14 protein-coding genes are annotated in these 20,431 nt (G+C 55.8%); 13 read left to right on the forward strand and 1 reads right to left on the reverse strand.

The genetic code is table 11. The features are described from left to right. Positions 1-80: 80 nt before the first annotated feature. The 9 genes from ACH3PB_RS02505 (at position 81) to rluB (ending at position 11,532) form a co-directional block, all read left to right on the forward strand. Entirely contained in the window at positions 81-2,933 is a 2,853-nt protein-coding gene (locus ACH3PB_RS02505; RefSeq protein ID WP_416397909.1) for a 2-oxoglutarate dehydrogenase E1 component, read from the forward strand. Positions 2,934-2,987: 54 nt separating this feature from the next. Next, positions 2,988-4,265, forward strand: coding sequence for a 2-oxoglutarate dehydrogenase complex dihydrolipoyllysine-residue succinyltransferase (gene odhB / locus ACH3PB_RS02510; RefSeq protein ID WP_416397911.1), 1,278 nt, complete (start codon positions 2,988-2,990; stop codon positions 4,263-4,265). Positions 4,266-4,323: 58 nt separating this feature from the next. Next, positions 4,324-5,766 carry a dihydrolipoyl dehydrogenase gene (gene lpdA, locus ACH3PB_RS02515; RefSeq protein WP_416397913.1) on the forward strand — a complete coding sequence of 481 codons (1,443 nt, stop codon included), beginning with the start codon at positions 4,324-4,326 and terminating at the stop codon, positions 5,764-5,766. A gap of 49 nt (positions 5,767-5,815) precedes the next feature. After that, positions 5,816-6,985 carry an ADP-forming succinate--CoA ligase subunit beta gene (gene sucC, locus ACH3PB_RS02520; RefSeq protein WP_416397914.1) on the forward strand — a complete coding sequence of 390 codons (1,170 nt, stop codon included), beginning with the start codon at positions 5,816-5,818 and terminating at the stop codon, positions 6,983-6,985. Next, positions 6,982-7,857: a succinate--CoA ligase subunit alpha gene (gene sucD, locus ACH3PB_RS02525; RefSeq protein ID WP_416397916.1), complete on the forward strand. Its 876-nt coding sequence runs from the start codon at positions 6,982-6,984 to the stop codon at positions 7,855-7,857. Before sucC ends, sucD begins: the two co-directional genes overlap by 4 nt. Before the next feature lie 175 nt (positions 7,858-8,032). Beyond that, on the forward strand, positions 8,033-9,208 hold the full coding sequence (locus tag ACH3PB_RS02530; RefSeq protein ID WP_416399511.1) for a tryptophan--tRNA ligase: 1,176 nt from the start codon (positions 8,033-8,035) through the stop codon (positions 9,206-9,208). Between the two features lie 41 nt (positions 9,209-9,249). Then, the gene (locus tag ACH3PB_RS02535) at positions 9,250-10,041 is read left to right on the forward strand and encodes a segregation and condensation protein A (protein WP_416397917.1); all 792 of its coding nucleotides are present in this window, start codon (positions 9,250-9,252) and stop codon (positions 10,039-10,041) included. Next, entirely contained in the window at positions 10,031-10,612 is a 582-nt protein-coding gene (gene scpB / locus ACH3PB_RS02540) for an SMC-Scp complex subunit ScpB (protein WP_416397918.1), read from the forward strand. Before ACH3PB_RS02535 ends, scpB begins: the two co-directional genes overlap by 11 nt. Beyond that, complete coding sequence (gene rluB, locus ACH3PB_RS02545; protein WP_416397919.1) at positions 10,609-11,532, forward strand: 23S rRNA pseudouridine(2605) synthase RluB; 924 nt, start codon at positions 10,609-10,611, stop codon at positions 11,530-11,532. The genes scpB and rluB overlap by 4 nt, the downstream gene beginning before the upstream one ends. 15 nt (positions 11,533-11,547) lie before the next feature. On the opposite strand, the gene ACH3PB_RS02550 is transcribed toward rluB, so the two are convergent. Then, complete coding sequence (locus ACH3PB_RS02550) at positions 11,548-12,432, reverse strand: GGDEF domain-containing protein (protein WP_416397920.1); 885 nt, start codon at positions 12,430-12,432, stop codon at positions 11,548-11,550. A gap of 273 nt (positions 12,433-12,705) precedes the next feature. Between ACH3PB_RS02550 and ACH3PB_RS02555 the strand changes: the two genes are divergently transcribed. The 4 genes from ACH3PB_RS02555 to ligA are packed head-to-tail and all read left to right on the forward strand — an operon-like array spanning position 12,706 to position 20,411. Then, complete coding sequence (locus tag ACH3PB_RS02555; RefSeq protein ID WP_416397921.1) at positions 12,706-13,419, forward strand: GntR family transcriptional regulator; 714 nt, start codon at positions 12,706-12,708, stop codon at positions 13,417-13,419. 9 nt (positions 13,420-13,428) lie between these two features. Further along, positions 13,429-17,013 (forward strand): chromosome segregation protein SMC, encoded by a 3,585-nt coding sequence (gene smc, locus ACH3PB_RS02560; RefSeq protein ID WP_416397922.1) that lies wholly within the window; start codon positions 13,429-13,431, stop codon positions 17,011-17,013. A 58-nt stretch (positions 17,014-17,071) separates the two neighbouring features. After that, a complete protein-coding gene (locus tag ACH3PB_RS02565) occupies positions 17,072-18,316 on the forward strand; it encodes a cell division protein ZipA C-terminal FtsZ-binding domain-containing protein (protein ID WP_416397923.1) in 1,245 nt (414 codons plus the stop codon). Between the two features lie 7 nt (positions 18,317-18,323). Next, positions 18,324-20,411: an NAD-dependent DNA ligase LigA gene (ligA, locus tag ACH3PB_RS02570; protein ID WP_416397924.1), complete on the forward strand. Its 2,088-nt coding sequence runs from the start codon at positions 18,324-18,326 to the stop codon at positions 20,409-20,411. Positions 20,412-20,431: the final 20 nt, after the last annotated feature.

The raw sequence follows: 20,431 nt of genomic DNA on the forward strand, positions 1-20,431 counted from the left end.
TTAACCTCATCTACCCGACGAGGTTGTTCGAGTGAAAGACCCACATCAGAGGCATCACTCACTAAAATAATGGCGGATATATGCAAGAAAGCAGAATGGAAGAGCTTTGGCAAAGCGCCCACCTGGCAGGCGGTAATCTGGCTTATGTCGAAGATTTGTTTGAATCCTACCTGACGAACCCGAATAGCGTTCCCGAAAAGTGGCGTGACTTCTTTGATAAATTGCCGGCACAGAACCCCGACAAACAGACAGCTGATGTGTCTCACGCTGTCGTGCGGGATCAGTTTCGAGCGCTAGCCAAACGCAGGCCAAGCGTAGGTGGCACAGGGGGGGCTGACTACCAGACCACTACCGAGCATGAGCGAAAACAGGTTCGGGTTATCAACCTCATCACGGCCTACCGACTGCTCGGTCACCAGAAGGCCAGCCTCGATCCCCTGGCTTTACAACCGAGACCCCACGTAGTCGATCTCGATCTTGCCTATCACGGCCTCAACGAGGCTGATAAAGACACTGTTTTTCAGGCAGGCACTCTGCGGTTTGGCGTAGAAACGATGACCCTTGGTGAGCTTATCAAGGGACTCGAGTTTACATATTGCGATACCGTCGGCACCGAGTACATGCATGTCAGCAACACAGAAGAGCGTCGCTGGATTCAGCAGCGGCTCGAAAGTGTTCGCTCGCATCCGGTTTTCGGTCAGGAGAAGCAGAAGCATCTGCTGGAGCGCCTGACCGCAGCTGAAGGTCTTGAGAAGTATCTCAGCTCACGATATCCAGGCACCAAGCGCTTCGGACTCGAGGGCGGCGAAGCCCTGATTCCTCTGGTTGATGAGATCATCCAACGCGCCGGCTCTTATAACGTGAAGGAAATCGTGATCGGCATGGCCCACCGTGGCCGCCTGAACGTGCTGGTCAACACACTCGGCAAGAATCCAAAGTCGCTGTTCGATGAGTTTGAAGGCAAGCATTCTATCGCCACCGACGATGGCAGTGGCGATGTAAAATATCACCAGGGCTTTTCATCCAACGTCATGACGCCAGGTGGCGAAGTCCATCTGGCGCTGGCTTTCAACCCCTCCCATCTTGAAATCGTTTCACCCGTGGTGGTGGGCTCTGTTCGTGCCCGGCAGACGCGTCGAGACGACAGGAAGGGCGATTCGGTAATGCCGGTGATCATGCATGGTGATGCTGCCTTCGCAGGTCAAGGCGTTGTCATGGAAACCTTCCAGATGAGCCAGACCCGGGGTTATGGCGTTGGTGGAACGGTCCATATCGTCATTAACAACCAGGTTGGCTTCACCACTTCCAAACGGGAAGACGCCCGTAGTACCGAGTACTGTACCGACATTGCCAAGATGGTTCAGGCACCGATATTTCACGTCAACGGCGATGATCCCGAAGCAGTACTGTTCGTGACGCAGGTTGCTGTCGACTATCGAAATACGTTCAAGAAAGACGTTGTCATCGATCTCGTCTGCTATCGTCGCCGAGGCCACAATGAGGCGGACGAGCCGGCTGCTACCCAGCCGATCATGTACCAGAAAATCCGTTCGCTAGACACGACCAGAACGCTCTATGCGCAGAAACTGCTTGAAGAGGGCGTCATCGGCGAAGATGAAGCCAAAGCAATGGAGAGCGATTATCGTGATCGTCTCGATGCCGGCAGCCATGTTGTCAGCAGTCTGGTGCTGGAGCCGAACAAGTCCTTGTTTGTTGACTGGACACCGTATCTGGGTCACAAGTGGACCGCGAAGGCGAAAACCAATATTGCCATGAAGACGCTGCAGCGGCTCGGCAGGAAGATCGACCAGCTGCCGGAAGGGTTTACAGCCCAGCGGCAGGTGTCGAAGATTCTTGAAGACAGGCAGAAAATGACTCAGGGGGCGTCCCCAATGAACTGGGGTTATGCCGAGATCATGGCCTATGCGACCCTGCTGCACGAAGGACATGCCATCCGCCTGACTGGCCAGGATGTGGGTCGCGGTACCTTCTCGCATCGTCATGCGGTGCTGCACAACCAGCAGGATGGCTCGAGTTATATCCCACTCAAACACATCTCCGCAGATCAGCCGCTGTTCGAAATCTACGATAGCTATCTGTCCGAAGAGGCGGTGCTGGCGTTTGAATACGGCTATTCCACGACCAATCCAAACCCTCTGGTCATCTGGGAAGCTCAGTTCGGCGATTTTGCCAATGGCGCCCAGGTCGTTATTGATCAGTTCATTACTAGCGGCGAGCATAAGTGGGGCCGTTTGTGCGGCCTGACTATGCTTCTGCCACACGGCTATGAAGGGCAGGGACCTGAGCACAGTTCAGCAAGACTTGAGCGCTTCTTGCAGTTGGCGGCGCAACACAACATTCAGGTCTGTGTACCCTCTACCCCTGCGCAAGTTTTTCACATGTTGCGTAGGCAGGTTAAGCGTCCATTGCGTAAGCCGCTGATTTGTATGAGTCCGAAGTCCTTGTTGCGTCATCGTGAGGCTATTTCGACGCTCGAAGAGCTGTCTGAAGGGCAGTTCCAGACCGTTATAGGCGAAACTGATAGTGTGATTGAGCCGCGTAAGGCTACCCGTCTCATCATGTGTAGCGGCAAGGTCTATTATGATCTACTTGAGAAGCGTCGGGCTGATGAGCGCAATGATGTTGTGCTGGTCAGGATCGAGCAGCTGTATCCGTTCCCGGAAGACGATTTGACGGAGGTGTTCATGCAGTACAAGAACCTCAAGTCGATTGTCTGGTGTCAGGAGGAGCCCATGAATCAGGGCGCCTGGTATAGCAGCCAGCATCACATGAGGTCTGTGATCGCTCAGACCCACGAAAAGATCTACCTGACATATGCAGGTCGGGAGGCATCTGCCTCGCCCGCTGCTGGTTATGCTCAGGTGCATGCCGAAGAACAGCAAAGACTGGTGAACACTGCTTTCGACGGCTGATTGCCTGCAGAAAGCGCTGTTTTGCAACCAAGTAGAGACGATTAAGGATTACGCATGGCCATCGAAATTAAAGCTCCGACCTTTCCAGAGTCCGTCGCCGACGGTGTAGTGGCGACCTGGCACAAGAAAGCTGGAGAGCAGGTCTCCAGAGATGAACTCATTGTCGATATCGAGACAGACAAGGTCGTGCTCGAGGTAGTCGCACCGGCAGACGGTGTGATCGAGAAAATCATCAGGGATGAAGGAGCCGTGGTCGAGAGTGCCGAGGTTCTGGCAATCTTCAAGGAAGGAGCAAGCGGCACCGCTGGCGGTGCCGATGCCGGTCAGGCGAAAACCGAGTCGAAGAATAATGATTCGGTGAAGGCTGAAAGTCAGGCTCGTCATCAGGCTGATGGTAGCGAAAAGATATCGCAGGATGGAGAGATCATCGCCAGCCCTGCTGCCAGGAAGATGCTCGAGGAGAATGGCCTCAACGCCTCCGATATCGAGGCGAGTGGTAAAGGCGGACGGCTGACTAAGGAAGACGTGGTCGGTCATCTTGAGAAAAAGAAATCAGACACTGGTTCGCGTCCGGCTACTGCTGCGGCAAGTCAGCCAAAGGCAGCAGCCGATGATATGCCCGCAGGCGACCGGACCGAGAAGCGCGTACCGATGACTCGTCTTCGAGCCAGTATCGCTCGCAGACTGCTCGAAGCGCAGCACAACGCGGCCATGCTCACGACTTTCAATGAAGTGAATATGAAGCCGGTCATGGATCTGCGTTCACAGTACAAGGCGCAGTTCGAAAAGCGTCATAACGGCACGAAGCTTGGTTTCATGTCTTTCTTCGTGAAAGCTGCCACTGAAGCCTTGAAGCGCTTCCCTGCAGCGAATGCTTCCATAGATGGCAGCGATATCGTCTACCACGGTTATCAGGATATCGGCGTCGCCGTCTCGAGCGATCGCGGTCTGGTCGTGCCGGTACTGCGTAATGCCGAGCATATGGGACTGGCTGATATTGAGCGGTCGATCGGTGAATTCGGCAAGAAGGCCAAAGACGGCAAGCTCGCAATCGAAGACATGACCGGGGGCACTTTCACCATTTCCAACGGTGGCGTATTCGGTTCACTCATGTCGACGCCTATCCTGAATCCGCCGCAGACGGCGATTCTCGGTATGCACAAAATCCAGGAGCGACCAATGGCGGTCGATGGCAACGTGGTGATCCTGCCAATGATGTATCTGGCGCTCTCGTATGATCACCGCATGATTGATGGTAAAGAGGCTGTGCAGTTCCTCGTCACCATCAAAGAGCTGCTTGAGGATCCGGCGCGCATACTGCTGGACATCTGATCCGGAGCACGCCCTTCAATCGACGCCAACTCAACCTTAGAATTCGGGAAAATGACAGATGGCAGATAAATTTGACGTAATTGTAATTGGATCAGGACCAGGCGGCTATGTTGCCGCTATCAAGGCGGCTCAGCTCGGTCTCAAGACCGCCTGCGTGGAAAAGTGGTCGAATGACGCGGGGAAGGTCGTTCTCGGTGGTACGTGCCTCAACGTCGGCTGTATACCATCAAAAGCGCTTCTGGAGTCGTCACACAAGTTTGAAGATGCCCAGCATCGCTTCGACGTGCACGGAATCAACGTGGGAGAAGTCTCTGTTGATATCGGTAAGATGATGGAGCGTAAAAATACCATTGTGAAGAATCTGACCTCTGGTATAGGCGGCCTCTTCAAATCGAATGGTGTTACTGCCATCCACGGCTTCGGTAAGCTGCTGTCGAACAAGCAGGTAGAAGTGACCGATGCCAAGGGTAATAGCACCGTCTATGAGGCGGATAACGTTATCCTGGCTGCTGGCTCCAAGCCCATAGAGATACCGCCAGCGCCGATTGGTGAGCACATCGTCGATTCGGAAGGCGCACTCAGTTTTGAAGAAGTGCCCAAGAAGCTGGGCGTAATCGGTGCCGGTGTAATCGGCCTCGAGCTCGGCAGCGTGTGGTCGCGTCTCGGATCGGAAGTGGTGGTGCTCGAAGCGCTGGATACCTTCCTCGCCGGTGTCGATCAGCAGCTCGCGAAAGATGCGCTGAAGCAGTTCACCAAGCAGGGTCTTGATATCCGACTGCGTGCTCGCGTCACGGCGACTGAAGTCAGCCGCGGCAAGGTCAAGGTCACGTACACAGATAGCAAGGGCGAGCAGGAGATCAAGGTCGACAAGCTCATCGTCGCTGTTGGTCGTGGGCCAGTCACTGAAAATCTGCTGTCGGCAGACTCAAACGTCAACCTCGACGAGCGTGGCTATATCTACGCTGACGACAACTGCATGACAAACGTGCCGGGTGTCTATGCCATCGGCGATTGCGTGCGCGGCCCCATGCTGGCACACAAGGCCTCGGAAGAGGGCATCATGGTTGCGGAGCGAATCGCTGGCCAGAAGGCTCAGGTGAACTACGACACCATCCCATGGGTCATCTACACTCACCCTGAAATTGCCTGGGTGGGAAAGACTGAAGAACAGCTTAAAGCGGCCGGTGAGCCTTACAAGGTGGGCACCTTCCCATTTGCTGCTAACGGTCGAGCAATGGCTGCAGATGCTACGATGGGTCTGGTGAAAATCATCGCTCATGAAAAGACAGACAGGATTGTCGGTGTTCACATCATCGGTCCACAAGCTTCGGAAATGATTGCTCAAGCCGTCATTGCCATGGAGTTTGGATCGAGTGCTGAAGATCTGGCGCTGACTGTATTTGCTCACCCGACCCTGTCGGAGGCGGTCCACGAGGCTGCCCTCGCTGTCGATGGGCACGCAATACATATTGCACAGAAGAAGAAGCGCCCTACCGCGTGACCACAACGTCCAGGCGGCCTGATCGTCGCCACGGAGAAGGAAGAGAGTTATGAATCTACATGAGTATCAGGGTAAGCAGCTGTTCGCCCAGTACGGCCTGCCCGTATCCAAGGGTTTTGCCTGCGAATCGGCTCAGGAAGCCATGTCCGCTGCCGATGAGATTGGCGGATCGAAATGGGTTGTGAAAGCGCAGGTTCATGCCGGTGGCCGTGGCAAGGCTGGCGGCGTCAAGCTGGTCAAGTCCAAGGAAGAGATACGCGAGTTCGCTGAGAAGTGGCTCGGCAAGAATCTCGTCACCTACCAGACGGACGAAAAGGGTCAGCCGGTCAACAAGATCCTGGTCGAAGCCTGCACCGATATTGCCCAGGAATATTATCTTGGCGCGGTGGTCGATCGTGGTTCACGACGCGTTGTGTTCATGGCCTCTACCGAAGGCGGCGTGGAAATCGAAAAGGTTGCTGAAGAGACACCTGAAAAGATTCTGAAGGCCGTTATCGATCCATTGGTTGGCGCGCAGCCTTATCAGGGCCGTGACCTGGCATTCCAGCTTGGTCTTGAAGGCGATCAGATCAAACAGTTCACCAAGATCTTCATGGGACTCTCCAAGTTGTTCCATGAGTGCGATCTGGCGCTGCTCGAAGTGAACCCGCTGGTGATTACTAACGAAGGCAACCTGCATTGTCTGGATGCCAAAGTCACTGTAGACAGCAATGCGATGTATCGTCAGGGCAAGATGCGCGACATGCACGATCCCAGTCAGGAAGATGCGCGCGAAGCGCACGCTGCCAAGTGGGAATTGAACTACGTGGCGCTCGACGGCAACATTGGCTGCATGGTCAATGGCGCTGGTCTGGCTATGGGTACGATGGATATCGTCAAGATCCACGGCGGCGCGCCAGCAAACTTCCTGGACGTGGGCGGCGGTGCCACCAAGGAGCGCGTGACTGAAGCGTTCAAGATCATTCTCTCTGACGACAAGGTCAAGGCCGTTCTGGTCAACATCTTCGGCGGCATCGTTCGCTGCGATCTTATCGCTGACGGTATTATTGGCGCGGTCGAAGAGGTCGGCGTGAAAATTCCGGTTGTCGTGCGGTTGGAAGGCAACAACGCCGAACTCGGTACCAAGCGACTGGCCGACAGCGGTCTCAACATTATTGCTGCAAAGAGCCTGACCGATGCCGCTGATTCAGTGGTCAAGGCTGCAGGAGGTCAAGCGTGAGCATACTAATCAATAAAGACACGAAGGTTATCTGCCAGGGCTTCACCGGCTCACAGGGCACGTTTCACTCAAAGCAGGCGATCGAGTACGGCACCAAGATGGTTGGCGGTGTCACGCCAGGCAAGGGTGGCCAGACCCATCTCGATCTGCCAGTGTTCAACACTGTACGTGAAGCGGTAGAGCAGACTGGTGCAGAAGCTTCAGTTATCTACGTGCCTGCGCCTTTCTGCAAGGACTCTATCCTTGAAGCGGCTAACGCGGGTATCAAGCTGATAATCTGTATCACCGAAGGCGTGCCCACACTCGACATGCTCGATGCAAAGGTCAAGTGCGATGAGCTCGGCGTCAGACTGATCGGTCCGAACTGCCCGGGTGTGATTACACCAGGCCAGTGCAAGATCGGCATCATGCCTGGTCACATCCATAAGCCAGGCAAGGTCGGTATCGTGTCACGAAGCGGCACCCTGACCTACGAAGCGGTCAAGCAGACTACAGATGCTGGCTACGGCCAGTCGACCTGTGTCGGTATTGGTGGCGATCCGATTCCGGGCAGCAACTTCATCGATATCCTCAAGCTCTTCGAACAGGATCCACAGACCGAGGCGATCGTGATGATCGGTGAAATCGGTGGCACCGCTGAAGAAGAAGCTGCCGAGTACATCAAGCACAATGTCACCAAGCCCGTGGTATCCTATATCGCTGGCGTTACTGCCCCTGCAGGTAAGCGAATGGGCCATGCCGGCGCCATCATCGCTGGCGGCAAGGGTACGGCGGCGGAGAAGTTTGCTGCGCTGGAAAGCGCAGGCGTGACTACGGTCAAGTCACTTGCCGATATCGGTAAGGGTCTGGCAAAAGCCACAGGCTGGAGCTGAAACGGCTCGGACTGCTGCTAACAGTGGTCTGAACTGAACGAAGCACACAAAAAAACGGCGTGTAAGCACAGGATGTTTGCACGCCTTTTTTTATTGTTGCAGGATATCGTCTTTCCATGATCAGACAGGTTTACAAGTGAGTTCGGTAGATTCGCAAAATCGCATCCTTTCGGGCATGCGCTCCACAGGCAAGTTGCACCTCGGTCACTATCATGGGGTTCTCAAGAACTGGGTAAAACTGCAGCACGAGTATGAATGCTTTTTCTTCGCTGCAGACTGGCATGCACTGACGACTCATTATGAATCCCCCTGGGGTATTCAGGGTGCAGTTTGGGACATGATTGTCGACTGGCTCGCTGCTGGCGTGGATCCAGGTTCGGCCACAATGTTCATCCAATCGAAAGTGCCAGAACATGCTGAATTGCATCTCCTGCTGTCGATGATCACGCCGCTTGGCTGGTTGGAACGTGTACCGACCTATAAGGATCAACAGGAAGCGCTGAAGGAAAAGGATCTGGCGACCTACGGATTCCTGGGCTATCCGCTGCTGCAAAGTGCGGACATTCTCATTTATCGTGCGGGGCAGGTGCCAGTCGGCGCCGACCAGGTCTCGCATATCGAACTGACCCGCGAGCTCGCACGTCGCTTCAATCATATCTACGGTCGTGAGCCCGATTTCGAAGCTCAGGCCGAGGCCGCCATCAAGAAGATGGGCAAGAAAACGGCCAAGCTTTACGTCAACCTGCGTAAGAAATACACAGAGCAGGGCGAGGATCTTGCGCTGGAGACAGCGCGAGCGCTGGTCCGGGATCAGCAGAATATTTCGCTGAGTGACCGCGATCGGCTGCTGGGCTATCTTGAAGGCGGCGGCAAGGTCATCCTGCCTGAGCCTCAGGCGCTTTTGACACCCGACTCGAAAATGCCCGGCCTGGACGGCCGCAAGATGTCGAAGTCCTACGGCAACTTCATCAGCCTCCGTGAAGACCCTGAAGAAGTCGCGTTGAAGATCAAGACGATGCAGACCGATCCGCAGCGGGTCAGACGCACCGATCCTGGTGATCCTGAGAAGTGTCCGGTCTGGCAGTTACACCAGGTCTATTCGCCCGATTCAACCAAGGCCTGGGTCTGGGAAGGCTGTACAACAGCTGGCATAGGCTGCATTGAATGCAAGAAGCCAGTAGCCGAAGCGGTCATCGATGAGCAGCAGCCAATGCGTGAACGGGCCAAGCGTTTCGAGAAGGATCCGCGTCTGGTTCGGAGCATTATTGCCGATGGTAACGACAGAGCACGTGATGCCGCCAAACAGACTCTGGAAGAAGTGAGGCAGGTCATGGGCCTGAGCTACGACTGAGCGATACAGCGTCGGGCCAACAGGCCCTGCCACTGGGAATCGTGGATGGAGAGCCCTATCTCGACACGCCCCAGGATCTGTATATACCGCCTGATGCGCTTGAGATTTTCCTCGACCAGTTCGAAGGTCCCCTGGATCTGCTGCTGTACCTGATTCGAAAGCAGAACGTCGATATACTGAATATAAACCTGACGCATATCACCCGTCAGTACATGCAGTATATCGAGGCCATGCAGGGGCTGCGTTTCGAGCTCGCTGCCGATTATCTTGTCATGGCGGCTATGCTGGCGGAGATCAAGAGCCGTTCGCTGCTGCCACGTCGCCAGGAGGTTGAGGCCGAAGAGGACGACCCGCGGGCCCAGTTGCTACGCCGGCTGCAGATTTATGAGCAGTTCAAGAATGCGGCTGACAATATGGATCAGCTGCCGCGTCTCGACAGGGATTTTCTGGTGGCATCTGCAGAAACGCCGGTTTTCAACCTGCATCGGCCACTGCCCGAAGTGGAGCTTGATGATCTGCTCGCGGCACTGCGCACCGTCTTGCACCGTTCGAGCCTGTTCGAGCATCATCAGATCAAGCCTGAGAAACTGTCAACACGGTCGCGCATGGCCAGCATTCTCGACCTGATCCAGACCCGTCGCGAAGCCGGAGCTAACAGCTTTATCGCCTTTTCGGAACTATTCACTCCCGAAGAGGGGCGTGCGGGTGTAATTGTGAGTTTTGTAGCCGTTCTAGAACTTGTGAAAAGCCATATGATCAAGCTTACCCAGAATGAAGCCTTTGGGCAGGTCTATGTCAGCGCCATCAGCGAGTCCGCAGCCGATGACGCTTGAATACATTGTCGAGGCCTTGCTCTTTGCGGCCGAAAAGCCGCTGTCGATTGCTCAGCTACTTGAGTTGGTCAATTCGCGCGATCTTAATGCTGACGCCCTCCAGGTGCAGTCCGCGCTGAATACCTTGAGCGAACGTTATGCGGGGCGGGGTGTCGAATTGCAGCAGCTCGCTAGTGGTTATCGCTTTCAAACCAGCGTCGCTGCAAGTCACTGGGTGGCGGCACTTTTTGACGAGCGGCCACCAAGATACTCCAGAGCGTTACTCGAGACGCTCGCGATCATTGCCTATAGGCAACCCGTAACGCGAGGTGAAATCGAAGATATTCGCGGGGTGGCGGTGAACTCCTCTATCGTGAAAACACTTCAGGAACGGGAGTGGATCAAGATTATCGGACACAAGGAAGTGCCTGGTCGTCCGGCCCTGCTTGGCACCACCAGACAGTTCCTTGATTACTTTAACCTGCAGAGCCTCGAGCAGTTGCCGACAATTGCCGATATAGGCGAAACCTCAGACGGCTTGGTTGATAGCCTGACGGATGCATTGAAACAAGACCCTGGAGTTGTCCATTGAGTTCTACCAGTTCGTCCAATACAACAGCTACCGAAAAGCTGCAGAAAGTGCTTGCAGCAGCAGGTGTTGCCTCACGTCGCCAGGCAGAAGTCCTGATTTCCGAGGGGAGAGTCAAGGTTAACCAGCAGGTGGCCGGCCTTGGCGATCGAGTTGGTCCAGATGATGTCATCCGTCTCGATGGCCACGTCGTCAACAGGGTGGCGAAAGCTGATGAAGCCAGTGTGCAGGTGCTCGTCCTGAATAAACCCGAAGGGCTCATCTGCTCGCGTAACGATCCTGAGGGTCGGCCTACGGTTTTCGATAAGTTACCGCGCCCTGCAAGCGGCCGCTGGATAGCGGTTGGTCGCCTCGATATCAACACTTCCGGTCTTTTATTGCTGACCACTGATGGTGAGCTGGCCAATCGTCTGATGCACCCCTCATACGAGATCGAGCGCGCTTATCTGGTCCGTGTGAACGGTCGGGTGAATGATGCCATGATCACCGCTTTGCAGACTGGAGTAGAGCTCGAGGATGGCCCGGCCAAATTCGACAGCATTCAGGTCAACCCCAGCGATTCGAGTAACCAATGGTTCATGGTTAGCCTCAAAGAGGGCAGGAATCGCGAGGTGAGACGTCTTTGGGAGTCGCAGGGGGTGATTGTGAGCCGTCTGAAGCGGGTCAGCTATGGCACCCTGTCACTCCCTTCCAGGCTGCGTTCAGGGCAATGGGATTTTCTGGGTCAGAAGGAAGTAAGCGCACTGTATAAGGCGGTGTCACTGGAGCCAAAACCGGTGACCGTACTCGCCCCCAAAGTGCAGGAGCGGGTGGACCGTGCGCAGAGAAAATCTGCAATCAAGGCGCCAGAAAAACGTTCGAAGACGGCGAGAGAGCGAGCGCCGAGAAAGAGCTATCGCGCCGATGACGGGCGTCACCGATAGAGCCCGTCCTGCACATCAGCCCATTTCGACCATAACCTTGTTACGGCCAGAATGCTTCGCTTTGTATAGTGCCTGATCGGCGCGCGCCAGCAGATCTGAGCGAGTGTCTTCAGGTCGATACGACGAGACCCCGAAGCTGGCGGTGCAGGGAATGACTACGCTGTTGAATGAAAAGCGGTGCGACTCGATTTTCAGACGCAGTCGTTCAGCAATAATGGAGGCCCCCTCGGCATCGGTTTTAGGCAGGATGATACCGAATTCTTCGCCGCCGAAACGGAAGGGGAAGTCAGACTCCCGACAGACCTCCTGCATGATGACAGCGGTCTGTTTGAGCACTGCATCACCTGCCATATGGCCGAAGGTATCGTTCACCATCTTGAAGAAGTCCAGATCGAGCATGATGACCGACATAGGCTCCGAGTGTCTGAAGCCCAAGGCGATCTCACGTTGAAGCTGTCCATCCATCGCCATCTTATTGGCGATTCCGGTAAGGGGGTCGCGCATGGCCAGGTCGAGAGCGGCCTGATATCTGATGGCGTTGCGGAGCGGATAGATCAAGGTTGAGAGCATGCTTTCGAAATCACTCAGCTCTTCGGTATTCATTTTGCTGGAACGGAAAATCGTGAGCTCACCAAGATGCTGGCCTTCCAGTTTCAGACCGTAACTCGCCGAATGACGTGCTTTTTCGTTGCGAGCCAGCGTAGTGTTGCGACCTTGATAACTGTATTTCATCCGGCCGACGCCGAGCCAGTCGGCAGCTTCAGTAAAGAATATATTGAGTAGTTCGCCGAGATCGAGAGAGGTCTGCAGTTTCCTGACCAGAGATTGGTTAAGACGATCGAGCTTGAGGGATCTAGGCTCGCGACTGCTTGCAAGTGTGATGATATTCTTCTCAACCATGATGGTTCTCGCGTTCTCTGGTGGCAAAACAACTTGATTCGTTGCCGATCTGCTGTACAAGAAGCGTATTTCGTGCCACTTTCAAAAAGGCTATTTAAAATAACGGCTTGACGTCTCTGTTACGAAAATTAATTGAGGAGTCAAGTAAATTCATCTGCGCTGCGTCAAAAATTTGCCGCACAGCCGGCAGTCGCTCTGTTACTGGCCAGCGGGCACTTTCAAGTGTTCGGCCTTGTGATATAGTGGCATGCAATTTTTCAATCGGAACCATCAATGAGATTTCAGGCCGCAGAAAGCCTGGCCGAGCAGATCGCCCAGTACATCGGACAACAAATCATCACCGGCGCGCTTGCGCCGAAACAGCGTGTGCAGGAACTAAAGGTCGCCGCCGAACTCAACGTCAGCCGCGGTTCCGTGCGTGAGGCGCTCCTGCTTCTTGAGCGGCGGCACCTGGTGAATATTTTTGCCCGTCGTGGTGCTGTGGTGGCTGATCTCACCGTTAGCGATGCCGAGTCCCTGTACGACATGTACGCCTCGCTGCTCGCTACCATGGCAAAGCTGGCGGCGCGAAACTGGCAGGATGGCGAGCTGGCACCAATCGAAGCTCATCTTCGTCACCTCGAGCGTCTCTCCAGCCAACCTGAAATCAATGCTGAGCAATTGGTTGAAGAAGGCTTCGGACTCATGGATCTGTGCATCCCGATTGCCGACAATCCTTTTCTGACTGAAACACTGCAGAATTTTCGCTTCGCTGTGAGTCGGATGTATTTCCTGGCCACCCAGGGAAATCCGCAGGAGTTTCGACATTCTGTGAGCTTTTTTTCCGGTGTGATTGATGCTGTGCGTCAGCGTGATTCCGAGACCATAGATAAACTCGTCAATGCCTTCGCGCAGCATCAGAAGCAACTGCTCACCTCCTTTCTAGAAACCTCAGAGTCCACTGGCAGCCGCAGCGCCTTCAGTTCTCGTCCAGTTTCATCGGTCTGATCCGACGGCATGCGGCTCAAGTCCATCAAGCTGGCTGGTTTCAAGTCATTCGTCGATCCGACTACGGTACGCTTCCCTGGCAACATGAGCGCGATCGTCGGGCCCAATGGCTGTGGCAAGTCGAACATCATTGATGCCGTTCGTTGGGTCATGGGCGAAAGCTCGGCCAAGCATCTGCGTGGTGAGTCGATGGCTGACGTCATCTTCAATGGGTCCACTGCGCGCAAGCCTGTGTCGCAAGCGTCCATAGAGCTCATCTTCGACAACTGCCTGGGCCGCGTTACAGGGGCGTTCGCACAGTATGACGAGCTCGCTGTGCGGCGCATGGTGACCAGGGATGGGGTCTCGGCCTATTACATTAACGGCCAGAAGACCCGCAAACGGGACCTCACAGATCTTTTCCTGGGTACCGGCCTTGGGCCGCGCAGTTATGCCATCATCGAGCAGGGCATGATCAGTCGCCTGGTGGAATCCAAGCCGGAAGATCTTCGCGTGTTCGTCGAAGAAGCCGCTGGTATTTCGAAGTACAAGGAGCGGCGGAAGGATACCGAAAGCCGGATTCATCGCACCCGAGAGAATCTCGAACGTCTGCAGGATGTCAGGGATGAGCTTGGTAAACAGTTGCAGTCTCTGCAACGGCAGGCTCGAAACGCAGCCCGCTATCTCGAATACAAGGCAAGTGCCAAACAGGCTGAAGCCAGACTGGCAGCCATACGTTGGCAGCAGCACCAGGCTCGAGCGGAGCAGCTATCAGCTTCAGTAGAGGCCTATAACGATAAGATCAAGGATCGACTCCTCGGCCGCCAGGCTAGCGAAGCCGGTCTGAGTGCGAGGCGTGAGCGCCTTTCTGCCTTGCACCAGGCTATCGATGCAGGGCAGGCCGCTTTCTACGGGGCGAGTGGGGAAGTCGCAGAATGTGAGCAGGCACTCAATAGCCGCACCCGCGAACGCAGCACCTTGCAAAGAGAGCGCGAAACGCTGGAGTCGGAACTGGCTGCACTTGGTGAAGAAACCGAACGCGAACACGCTCAGCTCGAACAGCTTCTCGAGGAACAGGAAGCCATAGTCGAGGCCATCGAAGTGCTTGCTGAAACAGTTCACGAGGCCAGTGCAGAGCGACAGACGCATTCCCAGTCACTCAGAAGCAGTCAATACAAACTGACGGAGCTGCAGACGAAGCGGCGCGAGTTACAGCGTGAGGCCGAATTAAAGCAGTCGCTGCAGCAGCAATCGGAACGCCTGCTCGCGCAACTGGACGATCAGCTCGAACAGGCGCGAATTGCATTGCAGCAGGACAATGACGACCAGGGTGATGAGCGGGCGCTGGTGCTGCGTGGCCAGCTGGCTGCAGCACAGGCTCGGATTGAGGAAGTCGAGCAGTCACTGGAAGACAACGAGGCGCAGATCGCGGCTCTGCGGACCCAGCTCGAAGTCGTGAGGCGCGAAGGACAGGCTCAGCAGCAGAAGCAGCAAGCCGCTGAAACCGAAATCCGCATGCTGGAACAGTTGGAGAAGGATGCGCTGCGGCGGCAGTCCGGCTCCATCCGAGACTGGATCGAAAAAGCTGAGAAAGCTGGGCTCACGCTGACACCACTGCGCCAGCTGGTCAAAGCTGACCCTGCCTGGGAGCACTGTGTGGAGGCGCTGCTGCAACAACGCCTCAGCGGCTACCAGATCGACGCGCATGACGCGCTTCAATCGATTGAGCCAGCCTTGTTCGCCAATCTGCCAGCTGGTCTTGTGCTGACGACGGCCAGAACGGCATCGCAGATTCTCGCAGATCGCCCAGCCTCAGCTTTCGAGCTCCAGGCACCCGCGGGCGTGCTCGACTGGCTGCAGGGCGCAAAGCCTGCGTCAGGTCTGAATTCAGCATTAGCGGATGCCGCCAGTCTGGGGGCGGGGGAGTACTTCTGTACCGTGGACGGGGTCACAATCGGTCGTGACTGGATCTGTGCCGATACAGTCGGCGCCGGCGCGGCCGCTGGCAGTGGCAAAGCGGCATCAGACAGCCTGCATGGTGCACTGGGGCGACAGCGCCGTCTGGCCAGTCTGCTGCTCGAAGTTGAAGCTGGGCAGATGGGGCGAGACACCGCCGAGAACGCGTTTAAGTCGCTGCAGTCGGAGCTGGACCGGCTTGAAGGTTCGCAGCGTGAACTCAATCAGGTTCTGCGTGAAACTGCCCAGGAAGAAAGCCGCCTGAAAACATCACAGGGTGCGCTCGAGGAAAGCCGCAAGAAAGCCGAGGCCGCTCGAGAACGGGCTCGTCAGCAGATTGAATCGATTCAGGAGAAGCAGGCTCGGGAAGAGGCGCATCGGCAAACCTGCAAGGTCGCCTGGAGTGACGCATTGCAGTCACTGGACACAGTCATCCCCGAGCTGGAGGCGCTGCAGGCAGAAGTGGCCACCTTGCAGCAGGCGCATGACGATGCTGCTGGCGACGTTCGCCAGCAGGAAATCCGTTTGCAGGAACTGAGACTCGCACAGGAGGGTCTCAAGGGTCGTATCGGCGGGCTACAAAGCAGTCTGGCCAAGAGTCAGCAGGCACAGGCCAGGGGGCAGGCACAGCTTGCCCAGATGACCCAGACCCTGGAAAAGGCCCTGCACAGCATCCCAGAACTCGAAGCTGCACTGCCTGGACTGCTCGATGTACGCAACAAGCAGGAGCAGGAACTGGCCAAGTTGCGGGCCACACTCAACGAACTTGAAAGCGAGATTCGTGAGGAGAATACCCGCTACGGCTCGCTGGACGAGGAACTTCAGGGTCTGCGCAGCGAGCAGGAAAAGCAGCGCCTGGAGCTGGTATCGCTTCAGCACGGCATGCAGACCCAGATCGACGTACTCGACAGGCTGGAGGAGAGTCTCGGCACTCAGCTTGAGCTGCTGGCGAACGATGAACTCGAAACCAGCGATCAGGCCGGCCTGGAGCAGTCGCTGATCGGTGAGCTGCGCCAGACCGAAGAGCGCATACAGAAGCTCGGCGCCATCAACCTGGCTGCTGTCGAGGAATATGAGACTCAGCAGCAGCGGGCGGAATACCTTCAGGCCCAGCAGGAAGATCTTGAAACCGCATTGACTACGCTGGAAGATGCCATCCGCAAGATTGATCGTGAAACCCGGCAGAAGTTCCGCGAAACCTACGACGCTATCAATGAAGGCCTGCAGCAGCTGTTCCCAAAGGTTTTTGGCGGAGGAGAGGCCTACCTAGAACTTACGGGTGATGACCTGCTGAATACCGGGATTGCTATCATGGCCAGACCACCCGGCAAGAAGAACAGCACCATCCATCTTCTGTCGGGCGGCGAGAAAGCATTGACTGCAATAGCACTCGTGTTTGCCATCTTCCGGCTCAATCCGGCACCGTTCTGCATGCTGGATGAGGTCGATGCCCCTCTGGATGATGCGAACGTGCTGAGGTACTCGAATATCGTCAAGGAAATGTCGGAACATGTTCAGTTCATCTATATATCCCATAACAAGATAGCAATGGAGCGTGCAGATCATCTGCTTGGCGTGACCATGCACGAGGCTGGTGTCTCGCGAATGGTGGCAGTAGATGTTGAAGCGGCTCTGGCGATGGTGGAAGAGGCTGGTTAAGATGCAGGTCTCTTACCATCTACATTTTCAATGCAAGACAAGTATAGAAGGCAGCTGAATGGACATAAGTCTCCGTGAATGGCTCATCATCATTGGTGTCCTCATCATCCTCGGTGTGATTATCGATGGTCTGAGGCGGATGCGCCTGGGCCGCAAGGATCAGCTCCAGATGAGTCGCCGTCTCGGCGGCGATCTCAGTGATGCCTCGCCGCTGGATGAAATTGAGAATCCCGAACTACCAACCCGGGGCTTCCGCGTGATCCGCCGTGGCGAAGACTCAGTGAAATATGCGGAAGCTGCTCGGGCTTTTGAAGAGGAGCAGGCGCGCGACCATCGTGAACGTGTGGAGCCCGGCTTTGATGAAGAGACGGTCTACGAGACCCATGATAATCGGGATGTCGACCCGCTTGGCTATAGCGAGCAGACGGCACTCGATGAGCGGGTAGACGATGATGAGCAGTCCGGTCGCGCCTATGCCAGTGAAGACTTCGAGGAAGACGACTATGGCAGCGAGCACATCGAAGATGACGATGTCACTGCTGATGACCGCTACGATGAATCGGTGGCGGATACGCATGAGCCGCTGATGAGTGAAGCGGATGATGACTATGCCGTGCCGGTCAGGCGTGATGCCGAGCAGCCTATGCATGCCGAGGACGATGATGAAGATCGCGTATCACGAGGCAGTAGCATCGGTAGCCGGTCTGGCGGGAAAGCTGGCCTGGCAGGCGCAGCCGGAAAAGCTTCGGTGCCGAAAGAGGAAAATGGCTTCAGGGAGCGATTCCTGCAGAAGATGGAACCTGTTCGTCGAATGACGGAAAAAGTCCAGTCGATCAGTCGGGCAAAGCAGCAGCCCGCGAAGCCCGCATCAAAGCTCCAGCATCTGACCGTAGTCAATGTCGTGTCCAAGGACGAACTTGGTTTCGATGGCGCGACGCTCGATCGCATTCTCAAGGCAGTGGGCATGCAGCGCACTGCCCAGGACACCTTCGTACGTCATGAGGATGATTTCGACGAAGGCGAAGTGCAGTTCACACTGGTCAATGCCGTCGAGCCTGGTACCTTTCCGAAGGACATGATCAGCTTTCGGACGCCTTGTCTGGCGCTCATCCTTGTGCTGCCTGGTCCTGACAACACCATCCAGGCCTTTGATTATATGATTGAAATCGCACAGGTCATCGTGAAGAACTGTAACGGTGAGCTTCGCGATTCAGACCACAGTGCCATGACGAGCCAGACTATCGAGCATCATCGTCAGTCCATTCGTGAGTTCGAGCGGAAGTCCAGGTCGGTAAAGGTCTGATCGCGCTGTGACCAGCTCCGCAAAAGAGGCAGAGCAGCTCAGGGCAGAGCTGCTCGAGCACAATTACCGCTATTACATTCTCGACGACCCCAGGGTCACTGACAGTGAATACGACCGGTTGTTCCGTCAGCTCAAGATGCTGGAGGACGCTGACCCCTCGCTGATCACCCCGGACTCGCCTACACAGCGGGTGGGTGCGAAGCCGAGCAGCAAGTTCGCCTCGGTCAAGCATCGCCTGCCTATGCTGTCACTCGACAATGCCTTCAGCGAAGATGAGTTCCGCAGCTTTCATCAGCGACTGGTCGGCAGGCTCAGGTCAGAAAATGTCCGTCTGGATGATGCAGATGCAACGCCGGGCCAGGAGCTGGCCTACTGCTGCGAGCCGAAACTCGATGGCCTTGCTGTCAGTCTCGTCTACGAAAAAGGCTTGCTGCAAACAGCCTTGACTCGGGGTGATGGCTACGAAGGTGAAGACATCACCGTGAACATACGCACTATTCCGACAGTGCCGGTCAAGCTGAGAGGGCATGATTTTCCTGATGTTCTGGAAGTGAGGGGTGAAGTGCTCCTGCCAAAGGCCGCTTTCGCGGAAATCAATCGAAGCGCCGAGGCGGCCGGTGAAAAAGTCTTCGCCAATCCCCGCAATGCAGCTGCTGGCAGCCTGCGTCAGCTCGATCCGAAAATTACTGCGAGCCGTCCGCTGGAGATATTCATCTACAGTACAGGCTATCTGTCTAACGAGGCGGACTGGCCAGACTCGCACTACGAGCGCCTCACGCGTTTGCGTGAGCTGGGCTTCAGGATCAATGCTGAAATTGCTCTTGTCACCGGCGTCGATGACTGCCTGGCGTACTACGACGCCTTCGCCACGAAGCGGCCGGAACTGCCATATGAAATCGACGGTATCGTGTACAAGATCGATTCGAAGGCGATACAGCAGAAGCTTGGCTTCGTCTCGCGTTCGCCGCGCTGGGCAATAGCGCGCAAATTCCCTGCTGAAGAAGTTCAGACCCGTCTGCAGAGCATTGACTTTCAGGTAGGCCGTACCGGTTCGGTAACGCCTGTAGCACGGCTAAATCCGGTACTCGTGGGCGGTGTCACAGTCAGCAACGCGACCTTGCATAACATGGACGAGATTGCACGTCTGGATGCAAGACCTGGTGATGATGTGATTCTGCGGCGGGCAGGTGATGTGATTCCACAAATTGTATCGGTCATCCCGGCGCCAGCGTCAGAGCGCGGCGAACCAGTTGCGGCGCCGACTCACTGTCCCGCATGCGGAGCCGATGTGGTGCGTGAGGAAGGTAATGCCGTGGCTCGATGTAGCGCACCTTTAAGCTGCCCGGAGCAACGCAAGTACAGTCTCACTCATTTCGCGTCTCGTCGTGCTATGGATATCGAAGGGCTTGGCGAAAAAGTTGTGGAGATGCTCCTCGATGCCAGGCTCGTCGATACAGCAGCGGACCTGTATACCCTTACCACCGAACAGCTCGAGACACTGGACCGTTTTGCTGCAAAGTCAGCTGCGAAGCTCGTCGATGCCATTGCCGCTTCGACCGGGGCACCGTTCAATCGCGTCATCTATGCGCTCGGTATCCGTGAAGTCGGCGAAACGACTGCCCGCCTGCTGGCTAAAGCTTTTCGGTCGATGGCCGCGCTGCGTAATGCCGATCAGACAGCGCTTGAAGCCATTCATGACATCGGTCCGATCGTGGCAGGCCATGTCGTCGAGTTTTTCGATCAGCCTGCGAATCTGGAAGTAATCGACCGTCTCGCTGCTGCTGGCGTCACTATGGCCGAGCCAGAAGATGCAGCAACCGGAGCCGGCGATGTTTCTCCAGGCGGCACTCAGGAGCCTGGACCATTTGCGGGTCTGCGAGTGGTGCTCACCGGTTCGCTCGAGACAATGACCCGTGACGAAGCCGAAGATCGCATGCGTGCGCTTGGTGCAATTCCCTCCTCAGCGGTCTCAGCCAAGACAGATCTATTGATAGCGGGTGCGAAGGCTGGCAGCAAATTGAAGAAAGCTCAGACGCTTGGGATTAAAGTCATCGATGAAGAAGAACTCCGCGTGATGCTGGCGCCGTTTGTATGACGGCTTACCACTCATGAACG

This window comes from Allohahella sp. A8, from assembly GCF_047946665.1.
Taxonomy (GTDB): domain Bacteria; phylum Pseudomonadota; class Gammaproteobacteria; order Pseudomonadales; family Oleiphilaceae; genus Allohahella.